Annotated in this window: 20 protein-coding genes and 1 tRNA gene; all 21 read left to right on the forward strand. The window is 71.5% G+C overall.

All coding sequences use genetic code 11. The annotated features are described in order from the left end of the window. The first annotated feature begins 12 nt into the window (after nucleotides 1-12). The 21 genes from AB5J73_RS21955 (at nucleotide 13) to AB5J73_RS22055 (ending at nucleotide 21804) form a co-directional block, all read left to right on the forward strand. Nucleotides 13-1281, forward strand: a complete 1269-nt coding sequence (locus tag AB5J73_RS21955) for an ABC transporter substrate-binding protein (protein ID WP_370971758.1) — start codon at nucleotides 13-15, stop codon at nucleotides 1279-1281. Next, nucleotides 1278-2231, forward strand: a complete 954-nt coding sequence (locus AB5J73_RS21960) for a carbohydrate ABC transporter permease (RefSeq protein ID WP_370971760.1) — start codon at nucleotides 1278-1280, stop codon at nucleotides 2229-2231. The genes AB5J73_RS21955 and AB5J73_RS21960 overlap by 4 nt, the downstream gene beginning before the upstream one ends. Next, nucleotides 2231-3064, forward strand: coding sequence for a carbohydrate ABC transporter permease (locus AB5J73_RS21965; RefSeq protein WP_370971762.1), 834 nt, complete (start codon nucleotides 2231-2233; stop codon nucleotides 3062-3064). The genes AB5J73_RS21960 and AB5J73_RS21965 overlap by 1 nt, the downstream gene beginning before the upstream one ends. 22 nt (nucleotides 3065-3086) lie before the next feature. Next, the gene (locus tag AB5J73_RS21970; RefSeq protein ID WP_370971764.1) at nucleotides 3087-4394 is read left to right on the forward strand and encodes a glycoside hydrolase family 27 protein; all 1308 of its coding nucleotides are present in this window, start codon (nucleotides 3087-3089) and stop codon (nucleotides 4392-4394) included. A gap of 166 nt (nucleotides 4395-4560) precedes the next feature. Continuing rightward, on the forward strand, nucleotides 4561-5370 hold the full coding sequence (locus tag AB5J73_RS21975; RefSeq protein ID WP_370971765.1) for a CoA transferase subunit A: 810 nt from the start codon (nucleotides 4561-4563) through the stop codon (nucleotides 5368-5370). 427 nt (nucleotides 5371-5797) lie between these two features. Continuing rightward, complete coding sequence (locus AB5J73_RS21980; protein ID WP_370971767.1) at nucleotides 5798-6556, forward strand: CoA-transferase subunit beta; 759 nt, start codon at nucleotides 5798-5800, stop codon at nucleotides 6554-6556. Between the two features lie 237 nt (nucleotides 6557-6793). Beyond that, complete coding sequence (locus AB5J73_RS21985) at nucleotides 6794-7975, forward strand: acetyl-CoA C-acyltransferase (RefSeq protein WP_370971769.1); 1182 nt, start codon at nucleotides 6794-6796, stop codon at nucleotides 7973-7975. A 13-nt stretch (nucleotides 7976-7988) separates the two neighbouring features. Further along, the gene (gene pcaH, locus AB5J73_RS21990) at nucleotides 7989-8726 is read left to right on the forward strand and encodes a protocatechuate 3,4-dioxygenase subunit beta (protein ID WP_370971771.1); all 738 of its coding nucleotides are present in this window, start codon (nucleotides 7989-7991) and stop codon (nucleotides 8724-8726) included. After that, a complete protein-coding gene (gene pcaG / locus AB5J73_RS21995) occupies nucleotides 8723-9277 on the forward strand; it encodes a protocatechuate 3,4-dioxygenase subunit alpha (RefSeq protein ID WP_370971773.1) in 555 nt (184 codons plus the stop codon). The genes pcaH and pcaG overlap by 4 nt, the downstream gene beginning before the upstream one ends. After that, nucleotides 9274-10068, forward strand: coding sequence for a 3-oxoadipate enol-lactonase (gene pcaD / locus AB5J73_RS22000; RefSeq protein WP_370971774.1), 795 nt, complete (start codon nucleotides 9274-9276; stop codon nucleotides 10066-10068). The genes pcaG and pcaD overlap by 4 nt, the downstream gene beginning before the upstream one ends. After that, the gene (gene pcaC / locus AB5J73_RS22005) at nucleotides 10065-10466 is read left to right on the forward strand and encodes a 4-carboxymuconolactone decarboxylase (protein ID WP_370971776.1); all 402 of its coding nucleotides are present in this window, start codon (nucleotides 10065-10067) and stop codon (nucleotides 10464-10466) included. Before pcaD ends, pcaC begins: the two co-directional genes overlap by 4 nt. Before the next feature lie 10 nt (nucleotides 10467-10476). Beyond that, nucleotides 10477-11307, forward strand: a complete 831-nt coding sequence (locus tag AB5J73_RS22010; RefSeq protein ID WP_370971778.1) for an IclR family transcriptional regulator C-terminal domain-containing protein — start codon at nucleotides 10477-10479, stop codon at nucleotides 11305-11307. A 301-nt stretch (nucleotides 11308-11608) separates the two neighbouring features. Next, nucleotides 11609-12172: an NTP transferase domain-containing protein gene (locus AB5J73_RS22015; protein ID WP_370973272.1), complete on the forward strand. Its 564-nt coding sequence runs from the start codon at nucleotides 11609-11611 to the stop codon at nucleotides 12170-12172. A gap of 269 nt (nucleotides 12173-12441) precedes the next feature. Beyond that, nucleotides 12442-13317, forward strand: a complete 876-nt coding sequence (locus tag AB5J73_RS22020) for an AAA family ATPase (RefSeq protein WP_370971780.1) — start codon at nucleotides 12442-12444, stop codon at nucleotides 13315-13317. 31 nt (nucleotides 13318-13348) lie between these two features. Next, a complete protein-coding gene (locus tag AB5J73_RS22025; protein ID WP_370971782.1) occupies nucleotides 13349-15115 on the forward strand; it encodes a hypothetical protein in 1767 nt (588 codons plus the stop codon). A 291-nt stretch (nucleotides 15116-15406) separates the two neighbouring features. Further along, a tRNA-Arg gene (locus AB5J73_RS22030) sits at nucleotides 15407-15483 on the forward strand. Nucleotides 15484-15503: 20 nt separating this feature from the next. Further along, a complete protein-coding gene (locus AB5J73_RS22035) occupies nucleotides 15504-16616 on the forward strand; it encodes a VWA domain-containing protein (RefSeq protein ID WP_370971784.1) in 1113 nt (370 codons plus the stop codon). Then, entirely contained in the window at nucleotides 16609-17721 is a 1113-nt protein-coding gene (locus tag AB5J73_RS22040) for an XdhC family protein (protein WP_370971786.1), read from the forward strand. The genes AB5J73_RS22035 and AB5J73_RS22040 overlap by 8 nt, the downstream gene beginning before the upstream one ends. 266 nt (nucleotides 17722-17987) lie before the next feature. Beyond that, complete coding sequence (locus tag AB5J73_RS22045) at nucleotides 17988-18512, forward strand: (2Fe-2S)-binding protein (RefSeq protein WP_370971787.1); 525 nt, start codon at nucleotides 17988-17990, stop codon at nucleotides 18510-18512. Then, nucleotides 18512-20953 (forward strand): xanthine dehydrogenase family protein molybdopterin-binding subunit, encoded by a 2442-nt coding sequence (locus AB5J73_RS22050; protein ID WP_370971789.1) that lies wholly within the window; start codon nucleotides 18512-18514, stop codon nucleotides 20951-20953. Before AB5J73_RS22045 ends, AB5J73_RS22050 begins: the two co-directional genes overlap by 1 nt. After that, a complete protein-coding gene (locus AB5J73_RS22055) occupies nucleotides 20950-21804 on the forward strand; it encodes a xanthine dehydrogenase family protein subunit M (protein WP_370971791.1) in 855 nt (284 codons plus the stop codon). Before AB5J73_RS22050 ends, AB5J73_RS22055 begins: the two co-directional genes overlap by 4 nt. Nucleotides 21805-21870: the final 66 nt, after the last annotated feature.

The raw sequence follows: 21870 nt of genomic DNA on the forward strand, positions 1-21870 counted from the left end.
CCTGTGAGCCCCATGAATCGCCGAAGCTTCCTGGTCGGTTCCGTTCTCTTCGCCGGTGGCGCCGCCCTCGCGGGCTGCACTTCGGACCCGCTGAACAAGAACGCGGGCGCCGCTTCCGGCGCGAAAGTGACGCTGCAGCAGTGGTACCACGCGTACGGCGAGTCCGGGACGCAGCAAGCGGTCCAGCGCTACGCGCAGGAGTTCACCAAGGTCAACCCGGACATCGCGATCAACGTCAGCTGGATCGCCGGCGACTACGAGACCAAGCTCAACTCCGCGATGCTCACCGCGCAGGCGCCCGACCTGTTCGAGCTGGGCGACTTCCGGTACCAGAACGTCAAGAACGGCCTGCTCGCGCCGCTCGACGACATCATCACGCCGGCCAAGGCCGACTTCAGCCCCGCCGCGCTGGACACCGTGACCGTCGACGGGAAGGTCTACGGCGTCAAGATGATCGACGACGTCATGATGCTGTACTACCGCAAGAGCGCGCTGCAGGCCGCGGGCGTCCAGCCGCCGCAGACGTTCGCGGAGCTGCTCGAAGCGACGCGGAAGCTGACCAACGGCAAGCAGAAGGGCCTGTACGTCGGCACCGACGGCGTCGGCGAAGCGGCGACGCTCCTGCTCTGGTCGTCCGGCGGGGACTTCTTCGACTCGAGCGGCAAGAAGGTCGCGTTCGCCTCGCCCGAAGCCGTCGCCGCGATCGCCGGGCTCAAGCAGCTGCACGACACCGGTGGCCTGCTCCAGGGCTACCCGACCGACTGGTCCGACCCCGGCGCGTTCGCGAACGGCGCCACCGCGATGCAGTGGGGTGGCCTGTGGTCGCTGCCGGACATCAAGAAGGCCCTGGGGGACGACTTCGGCGTCGTCGCGTGGCCGAAGTTCGGGGACGCGGGCAAGCAGGTCGCGCGCGTCGGCGGCTGGTACCAGCTGGCCAACGCGAAGTCGTCGAACCTCGAGGCCGTCAAGAAGTTCATCGACTGGCTGTGGATCAAGAACGCCGACCTGCAGAAGGACTGGTGCGTCAAGTACGGCTTCCACATCCCGGCGCGCAAGCCGGTCGCCGCGCAGACCACCGAGTTCTCCAGCGGTGCCGCGAAGGACGCCGTGACGATCTCGCAGCAGAACGGCAAGTCCTACTCGGGGCTGTGGAACAAGGCGTCGGCGACGCTGTTCCTGCAGGCCGCGACGAAGATCGCGAACGGGCAGGCCGACCCGGCCGCCGAGCTCGGCGACGCGGCGAAGAAGGCTCAGGCCGAAGTCGACAAGCAGCTGGCATGACCGCCGTGATGGAGGCTCCGGCCGTCGCGGTGGCGCCGAAGAAGCGCCGCCGCCGCCGGGACTGGCGCGCGATCGGGGCGTTCGCGGTGCTCACCGGGCCCGTGGTGGCCGGGCTGGGGCTGTTCAAGTACGTCGCGATCGGCTGGAGCTTCCTGCTCAGCTTCAACGACGCCCGCGGCACGATCACCATCGGGAACTGGATCGGCTTCGACAACTACGCGTTCCTGCTCGGCGACGACGCCTTCCTCACGTCGTTGTCGACGATCGCGATCTTCACCGTGTTCATCGTGCCGATCACGTTCGTCGCGTCGCTCGGGCTGGCGGTGCTGATCAACAGCATCAAGCGCGGCAAGGCGTTCTTCCGGACGGTGTTCCTCGTCCCCGCGGCGGTGTCGTACGTCGTCGCGGCGCTGGTGTGGAAGATGGCGCTGTTCAACGGCTTGCCGTCGGGTGTCGCGAACGTCCTCGGCGGGCTGTTCGGCGCCGACCCGGTGCCGTGGCTGTCGGAGACGAGCCCGCCGGTGTACTGGGTCGCCGTCGTCACGCTGCGGCTGTGGCTGCAGGTCGGGCTGTACATGATCCTGTTCCTGGCCGGGCTGCAGGCGATCTCGCCGTCGCTGTACGAAGCCGGCGAGCTGGACGGCACCAGCAAGTGGCAGGCCTTCCGCTTCATCACGCTGCCGCAGCTGCGGAACACGTCGGTGGCGGTGCTGCTGCTGATCCTCATAGCGGCGTTCCAGGCGTTCGACGAGTTCTACAACCTGTTCGGCACCGGGCTTTCCGGCACCGCGACCGCGCCGGTGAAGCCGCCCCTCGTTTACCTGTACGACTCCGCGCTCGGCGACCAGAACTACGGCGTCGGCTCGGCGGGCGCGTTTCTGCTCACCGTGCTCATCGTCGTGATCACCCTGCTGCAGGGCCGGTTCGTCGGCTTCGGGAAGAAGGACTGATGGCCGTCCTGCCGGTTTCCCGGAAAGCGCCGAAGTACGTCCTGGCTTCGGTGCTGTCGCTGATCTTCCTGCTGCCGTTCTACATCATGGTGCGCAACGCGCTGATGACGCGGCAGCAGGTCAGCTCGCCGGACTGGTCGTGGCTGCCGGACCCGCTGTCGTGGGTCAACTTCGGCGACCTGTTCGCCGACGCCTCGGTGCCGATGGCGCACTCGCTGTGGAACTCGTTCCTGGTCGCGATCGTCACGGCGCCGGTCGGCACGCTGTTCGGTTCGATGGCCGGGTACGCGCTGGCCCGGATCAACGTCCCCGGCCGGCGTGCGGTGTTCACGTACGTGCTGGTCACGCTGATGATCCCGCAGTCGGTGACGTTCGTGCCGACGTTCGTCGTCGTCGGCTCGATGGGCGGGGTCGACACCGAGTGGGGGATCATCGCGCCGAACCTGTTCAGCGCGTTCACGGTGATCCTCTTCCGCAACTTCTACCTGCGGTTCCCCGCCGAGATCGAGGAGGCGGGCCGGCTCGACGGGCTCGGCTACCTCGGCGTCTACCGGCGGCTGGTGCTGCCGAACTCGGGGAGCATGATCGCCTCGCTCGGGGCGCTGATGTTCATCGAAAGCTGGAACGCGTTCCTGTGGCCGCTGGTGATCGGGCAGGACCCGTCGTCGTGGACCGCCCAGATCGCGCTCTCGACGTTCCTGACCGCGCAGTCGGTCAACCTGCCGGCGCTGTTCGCCGGCGCGCTCGTCACCATCGCGCCGCTGGTCGCGATGTTCCTGGTCGCCCAGCGGTTCATCGTCAGCGGGATCGCCGCGAGCGGGCTCAAGGAGTAGGTCCCCTACCGAGGAGTGTTCAGTGAAGCGCCTCCTTTCCGTTTTCCTCGCTGTGCTCGGATTCCTTTCACTGGTCGTCTCGCCGGCCGACGCGCGGACGCCGTTCGTCCGGCCGTTCATGGGCTGGAGCAGCTGGAGCCTGGAGTCGTCGACCCGCGCGGGTTACGGCACTTCGTGGCTGAACGAGTCGCACGTCCGCGACGCGGCTTCGGCGATGGCTTCGAAGCTCAAGTCCGCGGGCTACACCTACGTCAACATCGACTCGGGCTGGAACGCTTCGCTTTCCTGGGTGTTCCACACCGACGTCAACGGCATTCCCGACCCCGATCCGACGCGGTTCCCCTCCGGGATCCCCGCTTTGGCCTCCTACGTGCACGGGCTCGGGCTCAAACTCGGCCTGTACGCGGTGACCGGCCTCGAGAAGGAGGTCTACGACAAGAACGCGCCCATCCTCGGGACGTCGTGCCACGCGCAGGACATCGCGTACCGGCCGCTGACGCCGTCGAACGGCTGGGGCGGCAACTGGAAGGTCGACTTCGCCAACCCGTGCGCGCAGAAGTACTACGACTCGATCGTGGCCCGCTTCGCGTCCTGGGGCGTCGACTTCGTCAAGGTCGACGGGACGACCGCGGACAACGTCGCCGACATCAAGGCCTGGTCGGCGGCGATCGACCACTCGCGGCGGCCGATGTGGCTGACGGCGAGCGCGTGGCCGGTGCCGCGGTCCATCGGTTCTTCCCTGGCCCCGTACGCGAACGGCGTGCGCGTCGACACCGACGTCGAGTGCTACTGCGAAACGGTGTCCACCTGGGACAGCTCGGTGAAGGCGCGGTGGGCGGACCTGCCGGGCTGGCTGGGTGTCTTCGGGCCGCAGTACCGGCCGGACCTGGACTCGATGCCGATCAGCAACAACACCGGCAGCGGTATCCAGGACGGGATCTCCGACGTCGAGCGGCAGAGCGTGATGACGTTCTGGTCGATGGCGTCCTCGCCGCTGTACGTCGGGGGAGACATCTGGTTCCTGGACGCCTCCGCCGTGTCGATCCTGACGAACCTTGAGGTCATCGCGGTCGACCACGCCGGTTCGTACCCGACCCGGGTCACCGGCGGTGAACTGCAGGTCTGGAAGAAGCGGGCGCCGGACGGCCGCTGGTACGCGGCGGTCTACAACCTGGGGTCCGCTCCGGCGGACATCACGGTGGACCTGGGGGTTCCCGGCGCGCGGCCGGTGCGTGACCTCGTCGCGCGCACGGACCTCGGGCGGTTCCGCGGCTCGTGGACGGCTGCTTCGGTGCCCCCGCACGGCTCCCGGCTGGTCCGGATCGGCTGAGTCTGCCCGGCGAAGGGGACTTTTCTCGCGCGAACGGCGGGAAAAGTCCCCTTCGTCGTGCGTGCGTCATCCATTGGGTGGAAGACGTCTGGTCGGGGGCCTTCGCGCCGTGCTATGTTCGGTTGCAGAACGAGTGTGCGTGATGCGAACAGATTCGGAGCGTGGGATGGCAGAGCTGCTGTCGCTGGAGGAGGCCGTCGGCCGGCTGGTGCACGACGGCGACACCGTCGCGCTCGAGGGCTTCACGCACCTCATCCCCGTCGCGGCGGGGCACGAGATCATCCGGCAGCGCAAGCGTGACCTCACGCTGGTGCGCATGACCCCGGACATCGTCTACGACCAGCTGATCGGCGCGGGCTGCGCCCGCAAGCTGATCTTCTCGTGGGGCGGCAACCCCGGCGTGGGCTCGCTGCACCGCTTCCGAGACGCCGTCCAGCACGACTGGCCGGTGCCGCTGGAGATCGAGGAGCACAGCCACGCCGGCATGGCGAACCGCTACGTCGCCGGCGCGTCCGGCCTCCCGTTCGCGGTGCTGCGCGGCTACACCGGCACCGACCTCCCGGCGCAGACCGACACGATCAAGCCGATCACGTGCCCGTTCACCGGCGAACAGCTGACCGCGGTCCCGGCGCTGAACCCGGACGTCACGATCGTCCACGCCCAGCGCGCCGACCGCGCCGGCAACGTCCAGATGTGGGGCATCACGGGCGTCCAGAAGGAAGCGGTCCTGGCAGCGAAGCGCTCGATCGTGACGGTCGAGGAGATCGTCGCCGAACTGGAGCCCCGCCCCGGCGCGATGGTCCTCCCGACGTGGGCGGTCACCGCGGTGGCCGAGGTCCCGGGCGGCGCGAAGCCGTCCTACGCGGCGGGCTACTACGAGCGTGACAACGCGGCGTACCAGGCGTGGGACGCGGTGGGCCGCGATCGCGAGGAGTTCACGAGGTGGCTGAACGAGCTGACCGGAGTGACGGCGTGACCACCGGCCTCTCGCTTCCCCGTTCCCTGCCGCCCCGGCGCCCGAGCCACCTCCGGCCCGCCGGTCCCGCCCACCCAAGCCACTGCCGACTCGCCGGTCCCGCCCACCCGAGCCCGCCTCGGCCCGCCGTTCGCGCCTGCTCGGCTGACTCGAGCCGTGCCGCTACCACCTCCGGGCCTGCGGGTAGCGCCTGCCCGGCTCACCCGGGTCGTGTCGTGACCGCGTCCCAGTGCGCCGTTCGTGCCTGCGTGGCTCGCGCGAGCCACGCCGCCACTGCCTCCGGGCCCGCGGGTAGCCCCTGCCCGGCCCACCCAGGCCGTGTCGTGACCGCCTCCCGGCCCGCCGGCAGCACCCGCCCGGCCCACCCGAGCGCACCCGCCGCCCCGCCCCGTCCCCTCACCCGAACCCGCCCTGCGGAGGTCCGAGCATGAGCACCGACTACACCGCGGACGAGATGATGAGCGTCGCGGCGGCCCGCGCGCTCGCCGGCGGCATGTCCTGCTTCGTCGGCATCGGCCTCCCGAGCAAGGCGGCCAACCTCGCCCGCCGCACGCACGCCCCAGACCTCAACCTGATCTACGAATCGGGCTGCCTCGGCGCGAAGCCGTCCCGCCTGCCCCTCTCGATCGGCGACGGCGAGCTGGCCGACACCGCCGATGCCGTGGTGAGCGTCCCCGAGGTCTTCAACTACTGGCTCCAGCCGGGCCGCATCGACGTCGGCTTCCTCGGCGCCGCCCAGCTCGACAAGTTCGGCAACATCAACACCACGCTCATCGGCTCCGACTACCACGACCCGAAGGTCCGCCTCCCGGGCGCGGGCGGCGCCCCGGAGATCGCGGCCTCCTGCGGCGAGGTGTTCATCGTCCTGCGCCAGAACCCCCGCGCGTTCGTGGAGAAGGTCGACTTCGTCACCTCGTTCGGCCACGGAACGGGCAAGGGCGACCGCGAGCGCCTGGGCCTCCCCGGCCAGGGCCCGACCCTGGTGGTCACCGACCTGGGCCTGCTGCGCCCCGACCCCGAGACCGCCGAGCTCACCCTCACCGAACTCCACCCCGGCGTCGAGCTCGATCAGGCCGTCGCGGCGACCGGGTGGAAACTGAAGGTCGCGGAGGACCTGAAGACCACCCCCGCCCCGACCGAGCAGGAGCTGCAGGTGCTCCGAGACCTGGAGAAGGCGAGCGCATGACCACCCCGGCCCCGCCGCCCCGCCGGAGCGCCGCACCCGTGGCAGGCTCGACCCGCGCGACGATCCTCGTGTCCCCGAGCGGGAAGGCGAGCGCATGACCACGCCGGTCCTGGCGCACCAGGAGACCCCGTCCGCGGCTTGTCCGTTCTACCCGGCGTTGCCCCGCCGGAGCGCCGCACCCGTGGCAGGCTCGACCCGCGCGACGATCCTCGTGTCCCCGAGCCGGAAGGCGAGCGCATGACCGACGTCTACATCCTCGACGCGATCCGAACCCCGTTCGGCCGCTACGGCGGAGCGCTGGCCGGCGTCCGCCCGGACGACCTGGCCGCCGGGGTCCTCAAGGCCCTCCAGGCCCGCAACGACCTCGATCCGTCCACAGTGGACGAAGTCACCCTCGGCGACGCGAACGGCGCGGGCGAGGACAACCGCAACGTCGCCCGCATGGCCGCGCTCCTCGCCGGCTGGCCGACGACCGTCCCGGGCAGCACGGTCAACCGCCTCTGCGGCTCCGGCCTCGACGCGGCGATGCAGGCCAGCCGCGCGATCCAGGTCGGCGACGCCTCCCTCGTCGTCGCCGGCGGCGTCGAGTCGATGACCCGCTCGCCGCTGGTCATGCCGAAGCCCGAGAAGGCGTTCCCCGCCGGCAACCAGACCCTCTACAACACCGCGCTCGGGTGGCGGATGGTCAACCCGGCGATGCCGTCGCAGTGGACCATCTCCCTCGGCGAGTCCACCGAGCAGCTCGCCGAGCGCTACGGCATCGGCCGCGACGAGCAGGACGCCTTCGCCGCGCGCAGCCACGTCAACGCGGCCAAGGCCTGGGACGAAGGCTTCTACGACGACCTGGTCGTCCCGGTCGAAGGCGCCGACCTGACCCGGGACGAAGGCATCCGCCCGGACTCCAGCCCCGAGAAGCTCGCCAAGCTGAAGCCCGTCTTCCGCAAGGAGAACGGCACGGTCACGGCGGGCAACGCCTCCCCGCTCAACGACGGCGCCTCGGCCCTCCTGCTCGGCGACGAAGCCGCCGCCGGCCGGCTGAACCGAGCCCCGCTCGCCCGCATCGCCGGCCGGGGCGCGGCCGGTGTCGACCCGGACGTCTTCGGCATCGGCCCGGTCCGCGCGGCCGAGATCGCCCTCGAGCGCGCCGGCATCGGCTGGGACGACCTGGCCGCGGTCGAGCTCAACGAGGCCTTCGCCGCCCAGTCGCTGGCCTGCCTGCGCGACTGGAAGGACCTCGACCCGGAGATCGTCAACACCCACGGCGGCGCGATCGCCATCGGTCACCCGCTCGGCGCGTCGGGCGGCCGGATCCTCGGCACCCTGGCCCACGACCTGCACCGCCGCGGCGGGGGCTGGGGCCTGGCCGCCATCTGCATCGGCGTCGGCCAGGGCCTGGCCGTCGTCCTCGAAGGCCGGTAGAAGGAGAAGAGACGTGGCCACTCCCACCGAACTCAGGCTGCCGCGCTACGGGCAGGACCCCGAAGGCACGCACCCGCCACTGGACTCGACCGGCTACCGCTCCACGGCCCTGCGCCACCCCAAGCAGGACCTGGTGCTGCTGCCGCAGATGCTCACCGAGGTCACCGGCCCGCTGCTCGGTCCTGGCCGGCTCAACGAGCTCGACAACGACCTCACCCGGCAGCACGCGGGCGAGCCGCAGGGGCAGCGGATCATCGTCACCGGCCGGCTCCTCGACGGCGATGGCCGCCCGGTGCGCGACTCCCTCGTCGAGATCTGGCAGGCGAACGCGGGCGGCCGCTACCGGCACACCGGCGACCGCTGGCCGTCCCCGCTCGACCCGAACTTCGACGGCGTCGGGCGCACGCTGACCGACAGCGACGGCCGCTACACCTTCACCACCATCAAGCCCGGCGCCTACCCGTGGAAGAACCACGACAACGCCTGGCGCCCCGCGCACATCCACTTCTCGGTTTTCGGCTCGGCGTTCACGCAGCGGCTGGTCACCCAGATGTACTTCCCGGACGACCCGCTGTTCTTCCAGGACCCGATCTTCAACTCGATCCCGGACGAAAAGGCCCGGCAGCGGATGGTCTCGCGCTACGACCACGAGATCACCCAGTCCGAATGGGCGCTCGGGTTCCAGTTCGACATCGTGCTGCGCGGGCGCGACGCGTCGGTGTTCGAAGAGGAAGAGGACGAGGACGAATGACCAGGCTGCTCCCCACCCCCTCGCAGACGGTCGGTCCCTACCTGTCGATCGGGCTGCCCTGGCCCGACGGCCCGCACGTCGTGCCCGAGGGCACGCCGGGCGCGTTCCGGATCCGTGGCACCGTCCGCGACGGCAACGGCGACCCGGTCCCGGACGCGATGATCGAGACCTGGCAGGCCGACCCGGACGGCGGCTTCTGCCACCCGGACGACCCGCGCGGCGCGACGGACGGCGAGTTCCGCGGCTTCGGCCGCTGCCCGACCGACGTGGACGGCCGGTACGAGATCCTCACGCTGCTGCCCGGCGTGCTCCCCGGCGAGGGCGGCACCACGCAGGCCCGGCACATCGACGTGTCGGTGTTCGCGCGCGGCCTGCTCAACCGGGTCGTCACGCGGATCTACTTCGAGGACCAGGACAACTCCGCGGACCCGGTGCTGGCGACCGTCCCGGCGGAGCGGCGCGGCACGCTGATCGCGGCCAAGACCGACGACGGCTACCGCTTCGACGTGCGCTTGCAGGGCGACGGCGAGACGGTGTTCTTCGCGGTATGAACGGAGGTGGCGGCGTGAGCGCCGTGCGGGTGCACCGGGTGGTGGAAGGCCCGGAGGACGGGCCGGTGGTGGTGTTCGGCGGGTCGCTCGGCAGCGACGTCCGGATGTGGGAACCGCAGGTGGTGCCGCTGCTCGAACGCGGTTTCCGGGTAGTCCGCTACGACACCCGTGGCCATGGCGGCTCGCCGGTGCCGCCGGGTCCGTACGCGCTCGACGACCTGGGCGCCGACGTCCTCGCACTGCTCGACGAACTCGAGGTCGAACGGGCGCACCTGGTGGGGCTTTCGCTCGGCGCGATGGTCGGCATGTGGCTCGGCGCCCACGCGCCCGGCCGGGTGGCGAGCCTGGTGCTGTGCTGCACGTCCGCGAAGCTCGGCCCGCCGGAGATGTGGGCGGAGCGGGCCGCCAAGGTCCGCGCCGAAGGCACGGCCGCGGTCGCGGCGGCCGGCGTCTCCCGCTGGCTCACCCCGGGCTACGCCGAGCGGCACCCGGACCGCGCGGCCTACCTGCGGTCGATGATCGCCGGTGTCCCGGCCGAGGGGTACGCGGCCTGCTGCGGCGTGATCGAGCGGATGGACCAGCTCGACGCGCTGCCGAAGATCACCGCGCCGACGCTGGTGATCGCGGGCGCGGACGACCCGGCGACCCCGCCGGAGGAGCACGCGCGGCCGATCGCCGACGGCATCCCGGGCGCGCGGCTCGAGGTCGTCGCGGACGCGGCGCACCTGGGCAGCTACGAGCAGCCGGCGGAGTTCACCCGGCTGATCCTGGACCACTTGGAGCGAGCGTGACGGACCGCCACGAACAGGGCATGAAGGTGCGGCGCGAGGTGCTCGGCGACGAGCACGTCGACCGCGCCGTCGCGGGCACGACGGACTTCAGCCGCCCGTTCCAGGACTACATCACCGAAGGCGCGTGGGGTTCGGTGTGGGCCCGCGACGGCCTCGACCGCCGGACGCGCAGCTGCGTGACGCTGGCGGCGCTGACGGCGTTGCAGGCGCACAACGAGCTGGCGATGCACGTCCGCGCGGCGGTCGGCAACGGCCTGACGGCGGCGGAGATCAGCGAGGTCCTCCTGCACACGGCCGTCTACGCGGGCGCACCGGCGGCGAACGCGGCGTTCGCCATCGCGCAGCGCACCCTCGCCGAGCTCGGCGAGCCGAGCGCCAGGCCGGCCGACGCCGGATAGGGTGCCGGTCATGGAAGCGGGGAGGCCCATCGAAGCCGAGCTGGACAGCGAGCCGGCGCACCGTGGTGCCCACCACGTGCAGTCGCTGGAGCGCGGCCTGGCCGTGATCAAGGCCTTCCACGCGGGCGCGGCGGAACTGACCCTGAGCGACGTGGCCCGCGCGACCGGCCTCACCCGAGCGGCAGCCCGCCGGTTCTTGCTGACCTTGACCGACCTCGGCTACGTCCGCACCGACGGCAAGTACTTCTCCCTGACGGCCCGCGTGCTGGAGCTGGGGTACTCGTACCTGTCGAGCATGACGCTGCCCGAGGTGGCCCAGCCGCACCTGGAGAGCCTGTCGGCGACGGTCCACGAGTCGAGCTCGGTCTCGGTCCTCGAGGGCACGGACATCGTCTACGTGGCGCGGGTGGCGGTCTCGCGGATCATGACGGTCAGCATCAACGTGGGCACCCGCTTCCCGGCGTACGCGACGTCGATGGGCCACGTCCTGCTGGCCGGCCTCAGCAAGGCGGAGCTGGAGGCGTACTTCGTGGTGGCGAGCCTCGACCGCCTGACCGAGCACACGGTCACCTCACCCGACCCGCTGCGCGCGGAACTGGCCAAGGTCGCCGACCAGGGCTGGGCCATGGTCGACCAGGAACTGGAGGAAGGCCTCCGCTCAGTGGCGGCCCCGATCCGCGATCGCAAGGGCCGCACAGTGGCAGCGGTCAACCTGTCCACCCACGCCAGCCGCACGACGGCGGAGTCGGTCCGGGACAACCTGGTCCCCCCACTCCTGGAGACGGCCCACGCGATCGAAGCGGACCTGGCGATCGGAGCCCCGGGCCGAGCCCATGGCTGACCAGCCCCCGACGCCGCCCGCGCCGACCGCACCGAACGGGCCCGCCGCGCCGAGCGGGCCCATTGCCGCGCCCGCTGCGCCGCACCCGCCCGCCACAGCGAACGGACCCACTGCCGCGCCCGCGCCTGCCGCGCCTGCGGCACTGAACGGGCCCACTGCCTCGCCTGCGCCTGCGGCACCGAACGGGCCCACTGCCGCGCCCGCTGCGCCGCACCCGCCCGCCGCAGCGAACGGACCCACTGCCGCGCCCGCGCCTGCCGCACCGCACCCGTCTGCCACCGGCACCCAGGTCGCCGGGCTCCTGCTGGCGGCGGGCGCCGGCCGCCGCTTCGGTGGGCCGAAAGCCCTCGCCGAACTCGACGGCGAGCCCCTGGTCCTCCGGGCCCTGCGAACCCTCACGGCAGCCGGCTGCACCCCGATCCGCGTAGTCCTGGGCGCGGCCGCCGACCAGGTCCGTCCCCTCCTGCCGGACCCCTCGGCGGCGGTGTTCGCCGAGGACTGGCAGACCGGCATGGGCGCCTCCCTGCGAGCGGGTCTGACCGCACTGACCGGAACCGACGGCCCGGTAGCCGCACTGGTCCACCTGGTCGACCTCCCGTGGGTGGGCCCCGAGATCCTCGCCCGCGTCGCCGCGGAGGCAACCCCGCAAACGATCGCCCGCGCGGCCTACGACGGAACCCCCGGCCACCCGGTCCTCCTGGGCCGCGACTGGTGGCCGGAGATCGCCGACACGGCACAGGGCGACCGGGGCGCCCGCGACTGGCTGGCCACCCGCGAGGACCTCAATCTGATCGAGTGCGCCGACCTCGGCAGCGGCCGTGACGTGGACCGCCCCACCGACCTCCCGAGCCCACCAGCCCCCTGACGCCTTATCGCCTCGCGCAGGCCGCCCGGGCACGCGAGCTCAGCCGCCCACGCCCGTTGAATCGCGTGCCGCCCCCCAACTTGCGGGTCCCTCGCCGCCCTCGGCCCGCGCGCTGCTCTCGGCTCGCCCGGGCCACTTACGCACATGAGCTTCCGGCGCCGGCATCAAGCCACACGCAAGCCACCGCCACCCCGGCCGCGGGTCATCCATCCGGGCCCACCCCCGTGCACACCCCGCAGCCCACCCTCCCGCCGCCTACGATCGACGGGGTGACCGACTTGCTCGACTCGCCTGAAGAACTTGCCGCCGCTCTCGGCGGGACCGGTTACCTCGCCGATGACGGGCTGGCCACCGCCGGGTTCCTCGCCCTCAAGATGGGGCGGCCGCTCTTCTGCGAAGGCGAACCCGGGACCGGGAAGACCTCGCTCGCCCTCGCGCTCGCCACCGCGCTCGGCCGGCCGCTCGTGCGGCTCCAGTGCCACGAAGGCATCGACGCCGCCCAGGCGCTCTACGAGTGGGACTTCCCCCGCCAGCTCCTGCACCTCCGGGCGCTCGAAGCCGCCGGTGACGGGAAGCTGGACGTCGAGGCCGCCGAACGGTCGCTCTACACCGAACGGTTCCTGCTCGCCCGGCCCCTCCTGCAGGCCCTCAAGGCGCCGTGCGTGCTGCTCGTCGACGAGATCGACCGCGCCGACGACGAGTTCGAGGCCTTCCTCCTCCAGCTCCTCGACGAGAACGCCGTCACCATCCCCGAGTACGGCGAAGTCCGCGCCGAGCGGCCGCCGCTCGTGGTGCTCACCTCCAACCGGACGCGGGAGGTGCACGACGCTCTCAAGCGCCGCTGCCTCTACCACTGGCTGGAACACCCGGACCTGGTTCGGGAGGTCATGATCCTGCGCCGTAGGATCCCTCGAATAGGTGAAGTTTTGGCTCGGCAGATCGCTGAAGCGGTGCATCGTCTCCGCGAAATGGACCTGCTGAAGCCACCGGGAGTAGCTGAGTCACTCGATTGGGCGAGAGCCCTGCTGACTCTCGAGCGCGACGAGCTGGACGCGGCCACCGCGGCGCGGACGCTCGGGGCCGTCCTGAAGTACAGCGAAGACCTCGACCGGGTACGGGCGAAACTCGACGCCCTGTTCGCCTGACCCGAGGGCCGAGACGGGGGAGAACCTGCGGATGAGCGTGGCGGAGACGACCGAGACGAGACCGCCGGCGGAACCAGCGCCGGACCGGCCCGAGGCGGTCGGGGCGAAGGCCGGGACGGGCACCTGGCGGGGCAAGCTCGCCGCCGTGGCCGCGATCCTCGGCGGCACCGCGCTGATCGCCGTGCACGCCTCCTTCTACGGGCACTGGCTGATCGACGACGCCGCCATCACGTTCGCCTACTCGCGCAACGTCGCCGACGGCTTCGGCCCGGTCCTGCAGCCCGGTGCCTCGCCGGTCGAGGGGTACTCCAACCCGACCTGGATGGTGCTGCTCGCGCTCGGCAAGCTCGTCGGCCTGTTCGACCACGGGACGCTGTTCGGGGTCAACGACCAGATCCTCTTCCCGAAGGCGCTCGCGCTGGCGTGCTGCCTGGGTGTCCTCGTCCTGTTCTACTTCGGCGCCAAGACGCTCACCCGCCGCCCGGCGCTGGTCACCTTCCTCACCGGGGCCGTGCTCGCCGCGATCCCGTCGTTCGTGATCTGGTGCTTCTCCGGGCTGGAGAACTCCTTCTACGCCCTGACCGTCGCCGCGCTCGCGGTGCTGATCCTGCGCGCGGTCCAAGGCGGCCGGCTGCTCAGCACCCAGGTCGCGGCCGGCACCGGGCTGATCGCCATGCTCGCCGCGCTGACCAGGCCCGACGGCATCATCTACGCCGGCGCGTACCCGATCGTCGTCCTGCTCTTCCTCAAGCGGGAGCTGCTCGGCCGCAGCGTCCGCGCGGTCGTCGTGTCCGTCGCCGGGTTCGCCGTGCCGTACGGCGCCTACGTCGTCTTCCGCTGGTTCGAGTTCGGCCGGCTGGTGCCCAACACCGCGGTCGCGAAGGGGCAGGAGCCGCCGAACCTCGACGACCTCGCGCGGCCCGGGGAGATCGTCTCCTACGTCGGCTGGCTGGTCGTCGCGATCGCCGTCGCGTGTCTCGTGATGCTGATGATCCGCCCGTCGAAGCTGCGGACCGGCCTGATCGCGCTGCTGGCGCCGTTCGGGCTCACCGTCGTGGCCTACATCGTCCTCGAATACGACTGGATGGGGCAGCTGCGCTTCGCCACCCCGGTCTGGACGCTCGGCGCGTTCGGCGCCGCGGTCGTGGTCGTCGAGGCCCTGTCCGCGGCCCGGCTGCGCGGCCGGATCGTGCTCGCCTGCCTGCTGGTCGTGGCCGCGGTCAGCTCGGTGAGCGGGTTCTACACCCAGGGCACGACCTACCGCGCCAACGTCAAGACCGCGTTCTGCATCGTCGCCGAGCGTGACGCCCAGGCCGTCAACGGCTTCGCCGACATCCTCAAGCTGCCGGACACCGCGCAGGTCGGCCTGATCGACCTCGGCGGGACGTCGCTGGGCAGCCGCATCCGGGTGCTCGACCTGGCCGGCCTCGGCGACAAGCCGATCGCCGACTACCTGCACCGCGCCGACATGCAGGGCCTGCGCGACTACGTCTTCACGCAGGCCAAGCCGGAGCTGATCACGTTCATCGGCTCGTGGATCACCACGCTGCAGTTCGACAAGGACCCGCGGTTCGACCAGGACTACGTGACGATCTTCGTCAACCAGCCGATCGGGAACATGACCGTCGATTCGCGCAACTGGGTCAGCTACCACGTCCGGCGCGACCTGGTCGACCCGGTGAAGCTCGCGGAACTGCAGGCGTACGCGCAGAAGACGCTGCCGCCGATCCTGGAGCTGAACAAGACGGCCGGCCTGCGCGGCTGCGCGAACATCCAGCCCGGCATGAAGGTTTCCTGACAACCGGAACCCAAGACGCCCGCTTGGTCCACAAAGGACCGGGCGGGCGTTTTTAATTGCGTTGCCGCGCCCTCGCGACTCCGGCATCCTTTTCGCAGCCAGCCGGAACCGCCACCGAGAGGAGGAGATCGTGGACCGACAACTGAAGCGCTGCGGCACGATCTCCCGAGCCGTTCGCTGAAATCTTTCCGAAAAGCTCTTCGCGCCCACCCGCCGCTACCTTGGGTCGGCCGCGGCGAAGAGCGCGGTCTGCGCGCCCACCCGGGGAGGGGTGTGTGCGCGGACCGCCCCGTCCCGGTAGCTCAGCAGGACAGAGCGCGGCGCTACGAACGCCGAGGTCCGAGGTTCGACTCCTCGCCGGGACACCAGAAGAGCGCACAATGGAGTCATGACCACCGCCGCCGACCCCGTCGCCGGGTACGCCGGGTTCGCTGCCGCGCTGCGCGAAGCCGGGGTGGCCTGCGACGCCCGCCGCGTGCAGGCGTACCTGGCCGCCGTCGCCGAGATCGACGTCGCCGAGCCCACGCAGCTGTACTGGGCCGGGCGGCTGACGCTGTGCTCGAGCCCGGACGACCTCCCGAGCTACGAAGAAGCCTTCAGCCAGTGGTTTTCCATCGAGACGCCGACCCCGCAGCGCGCGAAGTCCGCCGTGCCGAAGCAGGCCCGGATCGCGCCGCTCGTCGACGCCGAAGGCGGGGACGCCGAGGGCGGGGACGGCCACGACCAGCTGAAAGTCGCCGCGAGCGGCCAGGAGGTCCTGCGCCACCGCGACCTCGCCGCGCTTTCCACGGCCGAGCGCGAACACCTCCGCGAGCTGCTGGCCACCCTCAAGCCGGTGCTCCCGAAGCGCCCGGCCGCCCGGCGGACGCCGTCGCGGCGCGGCCGGCTCGACCCGTCGCGCACGCTGCGCGCCATGCTGGCCAGCGGCGGCGAGCCCCTCACGCTCGTGCGCTCCCGCCGCGGCACGCGGCCGCGCCGGGTGGTGCTGCTCATCGACGTCTCCGGCTCGATGAGCCCGTACGCCGACGCGCTGCTGCGGTTCGCCCACGTCCTGACGCGGGCCGCGCCGCAGGCGGTCGAGGTCTTCACGCTCGGCACGCGCCTCACGCGGGTGTCGCGCCAGCTGCGCCAACGCGACCCGGAACGCGCCATGCTCGCGGCGGGGTCGGCGGTGCCGGACTTCGCCGGCGGCACCCGGCTCGGCGAGACGCTGCAGGCGTTCCTCGACCGCTGGGGCCGCCGCGGTGTCGCCCGCCGCGCGGTGGTCACCGTCTTCTCCGACGGCTGGGAACGCGGCGACACCGGCCTGCTCGGCGAGCAGCTCGCCCACCTGCGCCGGCTCGCGCACGCCGTATTCTGGGTGAATCCCCACGCCGGGAGGGCGGGGTACGCGCCGGTCCAATCGGGCATCGTGGCCGCGCTGCCCCACATCGACCGGCTGCTGGCCGGGCACACCCTGGCCACTTTGGAACGACTGCTCCGGGAGATTGCCGATGCGTGACGTACTGGACGACGTGTTCCGCCGCTGGGCGGGAGGCGAAACCGTCGGACTCGGCACCGTGGTCGCCACGTTCTCGTCGGCGCCGCGCGCGCCCGGCGCCGCCATGGTCGTCGCCCCCGACGGCACGGTCGCCGGCAGCGTGTCGGGCGGCTGCGTCGAAGGCGCGGTCTACGAGCTCGCCCAGGAGGTCGTCGCCGAGCGCAAGCCGGTGCTGCAGCGCTACGGCGTCACCGACGACGACGCGTTCGCGGTCGGCCTGACCTGCGGCGGGATCATCGACATCTACGTCGAGCACGTCGACCGCGAGTCGATGCCGGAACTCGGCGACGTCGTCGCGTCGGTGCGCGGCGGTGAGCCGGTCGCGGTCGTGACGATCATCGAGCACGAACGCGAAGGCCTGGTCGGCGAGCACATGATCGTGTGGCCGGACCGGACGGCGGGCTCGCTCGGCTCGTCCCGGATGGACGACGCCGTGGCCGACGACGCGCGCGGCCTGCTGGCCAGCGGCCGCACCGGCACCCTGCACTACGGCCCCGACGGGCAGCGCCGCGGCGAGGGCATGGCCGTGTTCGTCAACTCCTTCGAGCCGCCGCCCCGGCTGCTGGTCTTCGGCGCGATCGACTTCGCCGCCGCGATGGCCCGCATGGGTGCCTACCTCGGCTACCAGGTCACGGTGTGCGACGCACGGCCGGTCTTCGCGACCACCAGCCGCTTCCCGGACGCGCACGAGGTCGTGGTCGACTGGCCGCACCGGTATCTGCAGGCGGAGGCCGACGCGGGCCGGATCGACCGGCGCACGGCGATCGCGGTGCTGACCCACGACCCCAAGTTCGACGTGCCGCTGCTGGAAGTCGCGCTGCGCCTGGACGTCGGGTACGTCGGCGCGATGGGCTCCCGCAAGACCCACGACGACCGCTTCGCCCGCCTTCGCGAAGCCGGGATCGGCGAGGCGGAGCTGGAACGGCTGTCGTCCCCGATCGGCCTCGACCTCGGGGCGCGCACGCCGGAGGAAACCGCCGTTTCGATCGCCGCGGAGATCATCGCGCTGCGGTGGGGCGGCGGCGGCAAGCGGCTGGCGGAACTCACGGGACGCATCCACGGCTGACTGCTTGCGGGGGCTCCGGGTGGCGGAGCCCCCGGCCCGGGGCAAAGCCCCGGATGTCACTGCTACTCCGGGTGGCCCACAAAAGTTCACCCATCCGGATCTCCGCACATACGGAGTTGCGCCGGGCTTCGAGGCGCAGCTGCGGAACGGGTAGTTGAACGTGTGACATCAGGGCTTGTCCGCGCCAAGGTCGCGTAGCACGCTCGGGGTTTGTGAGCCCGATCACGGTCGGGCAGGCCGTTCCCGAACCGGCTTTTGGAGGCCTGATGCGCATCACCGTCACCGTCGACGGGACGAAGTACACCGACGAAGTCGAGCCCCGCACCCTGCTCGTGCACCACCTGCGCGAAAAACTCGGCAAGGTCGGCACCGTCGTCGGCTGCGACACCAGCAACTGCGGCGCGTGCACCGTCCACCTCGACGGGCACAGCGTGAAGTCCTGCTCCGTGCTGGCCGTGCAAGCCGACGGCTGCGAGGTGACCACCATCGAAGGCCTCGCCCGCGACGGGCAGCTGCACCCGGTGCAGAAAGCCTTCCACGACAACCACGCGCTGCAGTGCGGGTTCTGCACCCCCGGCATGATCATGCAGTCGATCGACCTGCTGGCCGACAACCCGGACCCGGACGAGCAGGCCGTCCGCGAAGGCCTCGAAGGCAACCTCTGCCGCTGCACCGGCTACCAGAACATCGTCCGCGCGGTCCGCGACGCCGCGCAGCACATGAGCCCCGGCGCCGGGCCCGAAGCGGAGCGCATCACCGAGAACAAGCACGTCGGCGTGGGTGGTGACTGATGACCGCCACGATCGAACCGGAGGTCGGGAAGTCCCGGCGGCGCAAGGAAGACGAGCGGCTGATCACCGGCCGCACCCGCTGGACCGACAACATCGCGCTGCCCGGGATGCTGCACATGGCGGTCCTGCGCAGCCCGTTCGCGCACGCCAAGATCGTCTCGATCGACACGTCGGCGGCGAAGGGCGCCGCCGGCGTCGTCGCCGTGTTCACCGCGAAGGACCTCGACCCGGACAGCTCGATCGGCATGCCCTGCGCGTGGCCGATCACGCCGGACATGAAGGCGCCGCGCCGTCCGGTGCTGGCCGCCGACCAGGTCAACTTCGCCGGTGAGGGCGTCGCGGTCGTCGTCGCGCGGACCTCGGCCGAAGCGCACGACGCGCTCGAAGAGATCGACGTCGAGTACGACGAGCTCCCGGTCATCCTCGACATGGAAGCCGCGATCGCCGACGGTGCCCCGCTGGTCCACGAGGACCAGGGCAGCAACACCAGCGCCGTCTGGAAGTTCGACTCCGGCGAGGCCGGCACCGGCGGGAACGTCGAGGAGGCGATCAGCTCGGCGGAGGTCGTCGTCAAGCGGCGCTTCCGCCAGCAGCGCCTGGTCCCGGCGTTCATGGAGCCGCGCGCCTGCGTCGTCGACCCGACCGGCACCCAGCTCACCATGTGGTCGGCCACGCAGGTCCCGCACATCCTGCGCGTGATGTCGGCGCTGACGCTCGGCATCCCCGAGCACAAGCTGCGCGTGATCGCCCCGGACGTCGGGGGCGGCTTCGGCGGCAAGATCGGCGTCCTGCCCGAAGAGATGATGTCGCTGCTGGTCGCGCAGAAGCTCGGCAAGCCGGTCAAGTGGAACGAGTCGCGGTCGGAGACGATGCTCGCCGCGCACCACGGCCGCGACCAGATCCAGGACATCACGATCACCTCGACCCGCGACGGCCGGGTGACCGGCCTCAAGGTCGAGCTGCTCGCCAACCTCGGCGCGTACAACGGCCTGGTCGGGACCGGCGTGCCGATCCTGGGCGCGTTCATGTTCAACGCGATCTACAAGATCCCGGCGTACCACTTCGCGTGCACCAACGTGTACACGACGACCACGCTGACCGACGCCTACCGCGGCGCCGGGCGGCCGGAGGCGACGTTCGCGATCGAGCGGATCATGGACGAGCTCGCCGCCGAGCTCGGCATGGACCCGATGGAGCTGCGCGAGAAGAACTGGATCAAGCACGAGGAGTTCCCGTTCACCACGGTGGCCGGGCTGACCTACGACTCCGGCAACTACGAAGCCGCGACGGCGAAGGCCAAGCAGCTCTTCGACTACGACGGCCTGCGCGCCGAGCAGGAGAAGCGGCGCGCGTCCGGCGACAAGGTCCAGCTCGGCATCGGCATCTCGACGTTCACCGAGATGTGCGGGCTCGCCCCGTCGCGGGTGCTCGGCTCGCTCGACTACGGCGCCGGCGGCTGGGAGCACGCCGCGATCCGGATGCTCCCGACCGGCAAGGTCGAGGTCATCACCGGTGCCTCCGCGCACGGCCAGGGCCACGAGACGGCGTGGAGCCAGATCGTCGCCGACCAGCTGGGCGTCGCGTTCGAGGACGTCGAGATCATCCACGGCGACACCCAGTCCTCGCACAAGGGCATGGACACCTACGGTTCGCGGTCGCTGGTGGTCGGCGGGATCGCCGTCGTCAAGGCGGCGGAGAAGGTGGTCGCGAAGGCCAAGCCGATCGCGGCGCACCTGCTCGAATGCGCCGAAGACGACCTCGAGTTCGCGAACGGCAAGTTCACCGTCAAGGGCACCGACACCTCGACCGGCATCGCCGACATCGCGCTCGCGGTGTTCGCGGCGCACAACCTGCCCGACGGGGTCGAGCCGTCCCTGGACTCGGACGCGACCTTCGACCCGGAGAACTTCTCCTACCCGCACGGCACGCACCTGTGCGCCGCCGAGGTGGACACCGAGACGGGCCGGATCAAGCTGCGGTCCTACGTCTGCGTCGACGACGTCGGCGTCGCGGTGAACCCGCTGATCGTCGAGGGTCAGGTGCACGGCGGGCTCGCCCAGGGCATCGCGCAGGCGCTGTTCGAAGGCACCGAGCACGACGAGAGCGGCACGCTCACCACCGGCACGTTCGCCGACTACCTGCTGCCGTCGGCGGCCGACCTGCCGTCGTTCACCACCGACCGCACGGAAACGCCGTCGACGACGAACCCGCTCGGCGCCAAGGGCGTCGGCGAGGCGGGCACCATCGCCTCGACGCCGGCGGTGGTCAACGCGGTGATCGACGCCGTGCGCCACTTCGGGGTGAACGACATCGAGATGCCGCTGACGCCGATGCGCGTCTGGCACGCGGTGCAGCACGGCACCACCGACGCGGGCGGCCCCGGCCGCGGCGAAGCCGGTGGCGGACTCGGTTCGATCGACGCCTCCGGAGGTGCGCAGTGATCCCGGCTCCCTTCGAGTACGTCCGCCCGTCCACAGTGGACGAAGCGGTGCAGGCGCTGGCGTCGGCGGGCGAGGACGCCAAGGTGCTGGCGGGCGGGCAGAGCCTGCTGCCGGTGCTGCGGATGCGGCTGGCCGCGCCGACGACGCTGGTCGACCTCGGGCGCGTCGCGGAGCTGCGCGGCGTGCGCGAGGACGGCGACGCGCTGGTGATCGGCTCGATGACGACGCACTACGACGTCCAGCGCGACCCGCTGGTCGCCGAGCACGCGGCCCTGCTCAAGGCGGCGACCGACACGGTCGCCGACCCGCAGATCCGCCACCGCGGCACGTTCGGCGGCGCGATCGCCCACGCCGACCCGGCGGGCGACCTGCTGGCGCCGGTGCTCGCGCTGGAAGCGTCGCTGGTGGTGGCCGGGCCGTCGGGGCGCCGGACGGTGCCGGCCGCGGAGTTCTTCCAGGACCTGTTCACCACGGCGCTCGCGCCGGACGAACTGCTCGTCGAGGTCCGCGTGCCCAAGCACACCGGGTGGCGGGCGCACTACGAGAAGTTCAACCGGGTCGCCCAGGCGTGGTCGATGGTCGCGGTCGCGGTCACCGTCCGCACCGAAGCCGGGGTCATCGAGGAGGCCAGGGTCGCGCTGACCAACATGGGCTCCACGCCGGTCCGCGCTTCGGGCGTCGAAGCGGCGCTGGTCGGCGTCCGGGCCGCGGCGGACTCGATCCGCGCGGCGGCCGAGCACGCGGCCGAAGGCACGAATCCGCCGGTCGACGGCAACGCCGACGTCGAATACCGCCGTCACCTGGCGAAGGTGCTGACGGGACGGGCCATCGCGGCGGCGGCCGGGACCTGAGGACTCCGGTCGCCCACCCGGCCGCCGCTCCGGCGGCGGCTAGGGTGGGCACCGGACACCCCAGGT

Origin of the sequence: Amycolatopsis sp. cg9 (genome assembly GCF_041346945.1) — a bacterium.
In the GTDB taxonomy this organism is placed as follows: domain Bacteria; phylum Actinomycetota; class Actinomycetes; order Mycobacteriales; family Pseudonocardiaceae; genus Amycolatopsis.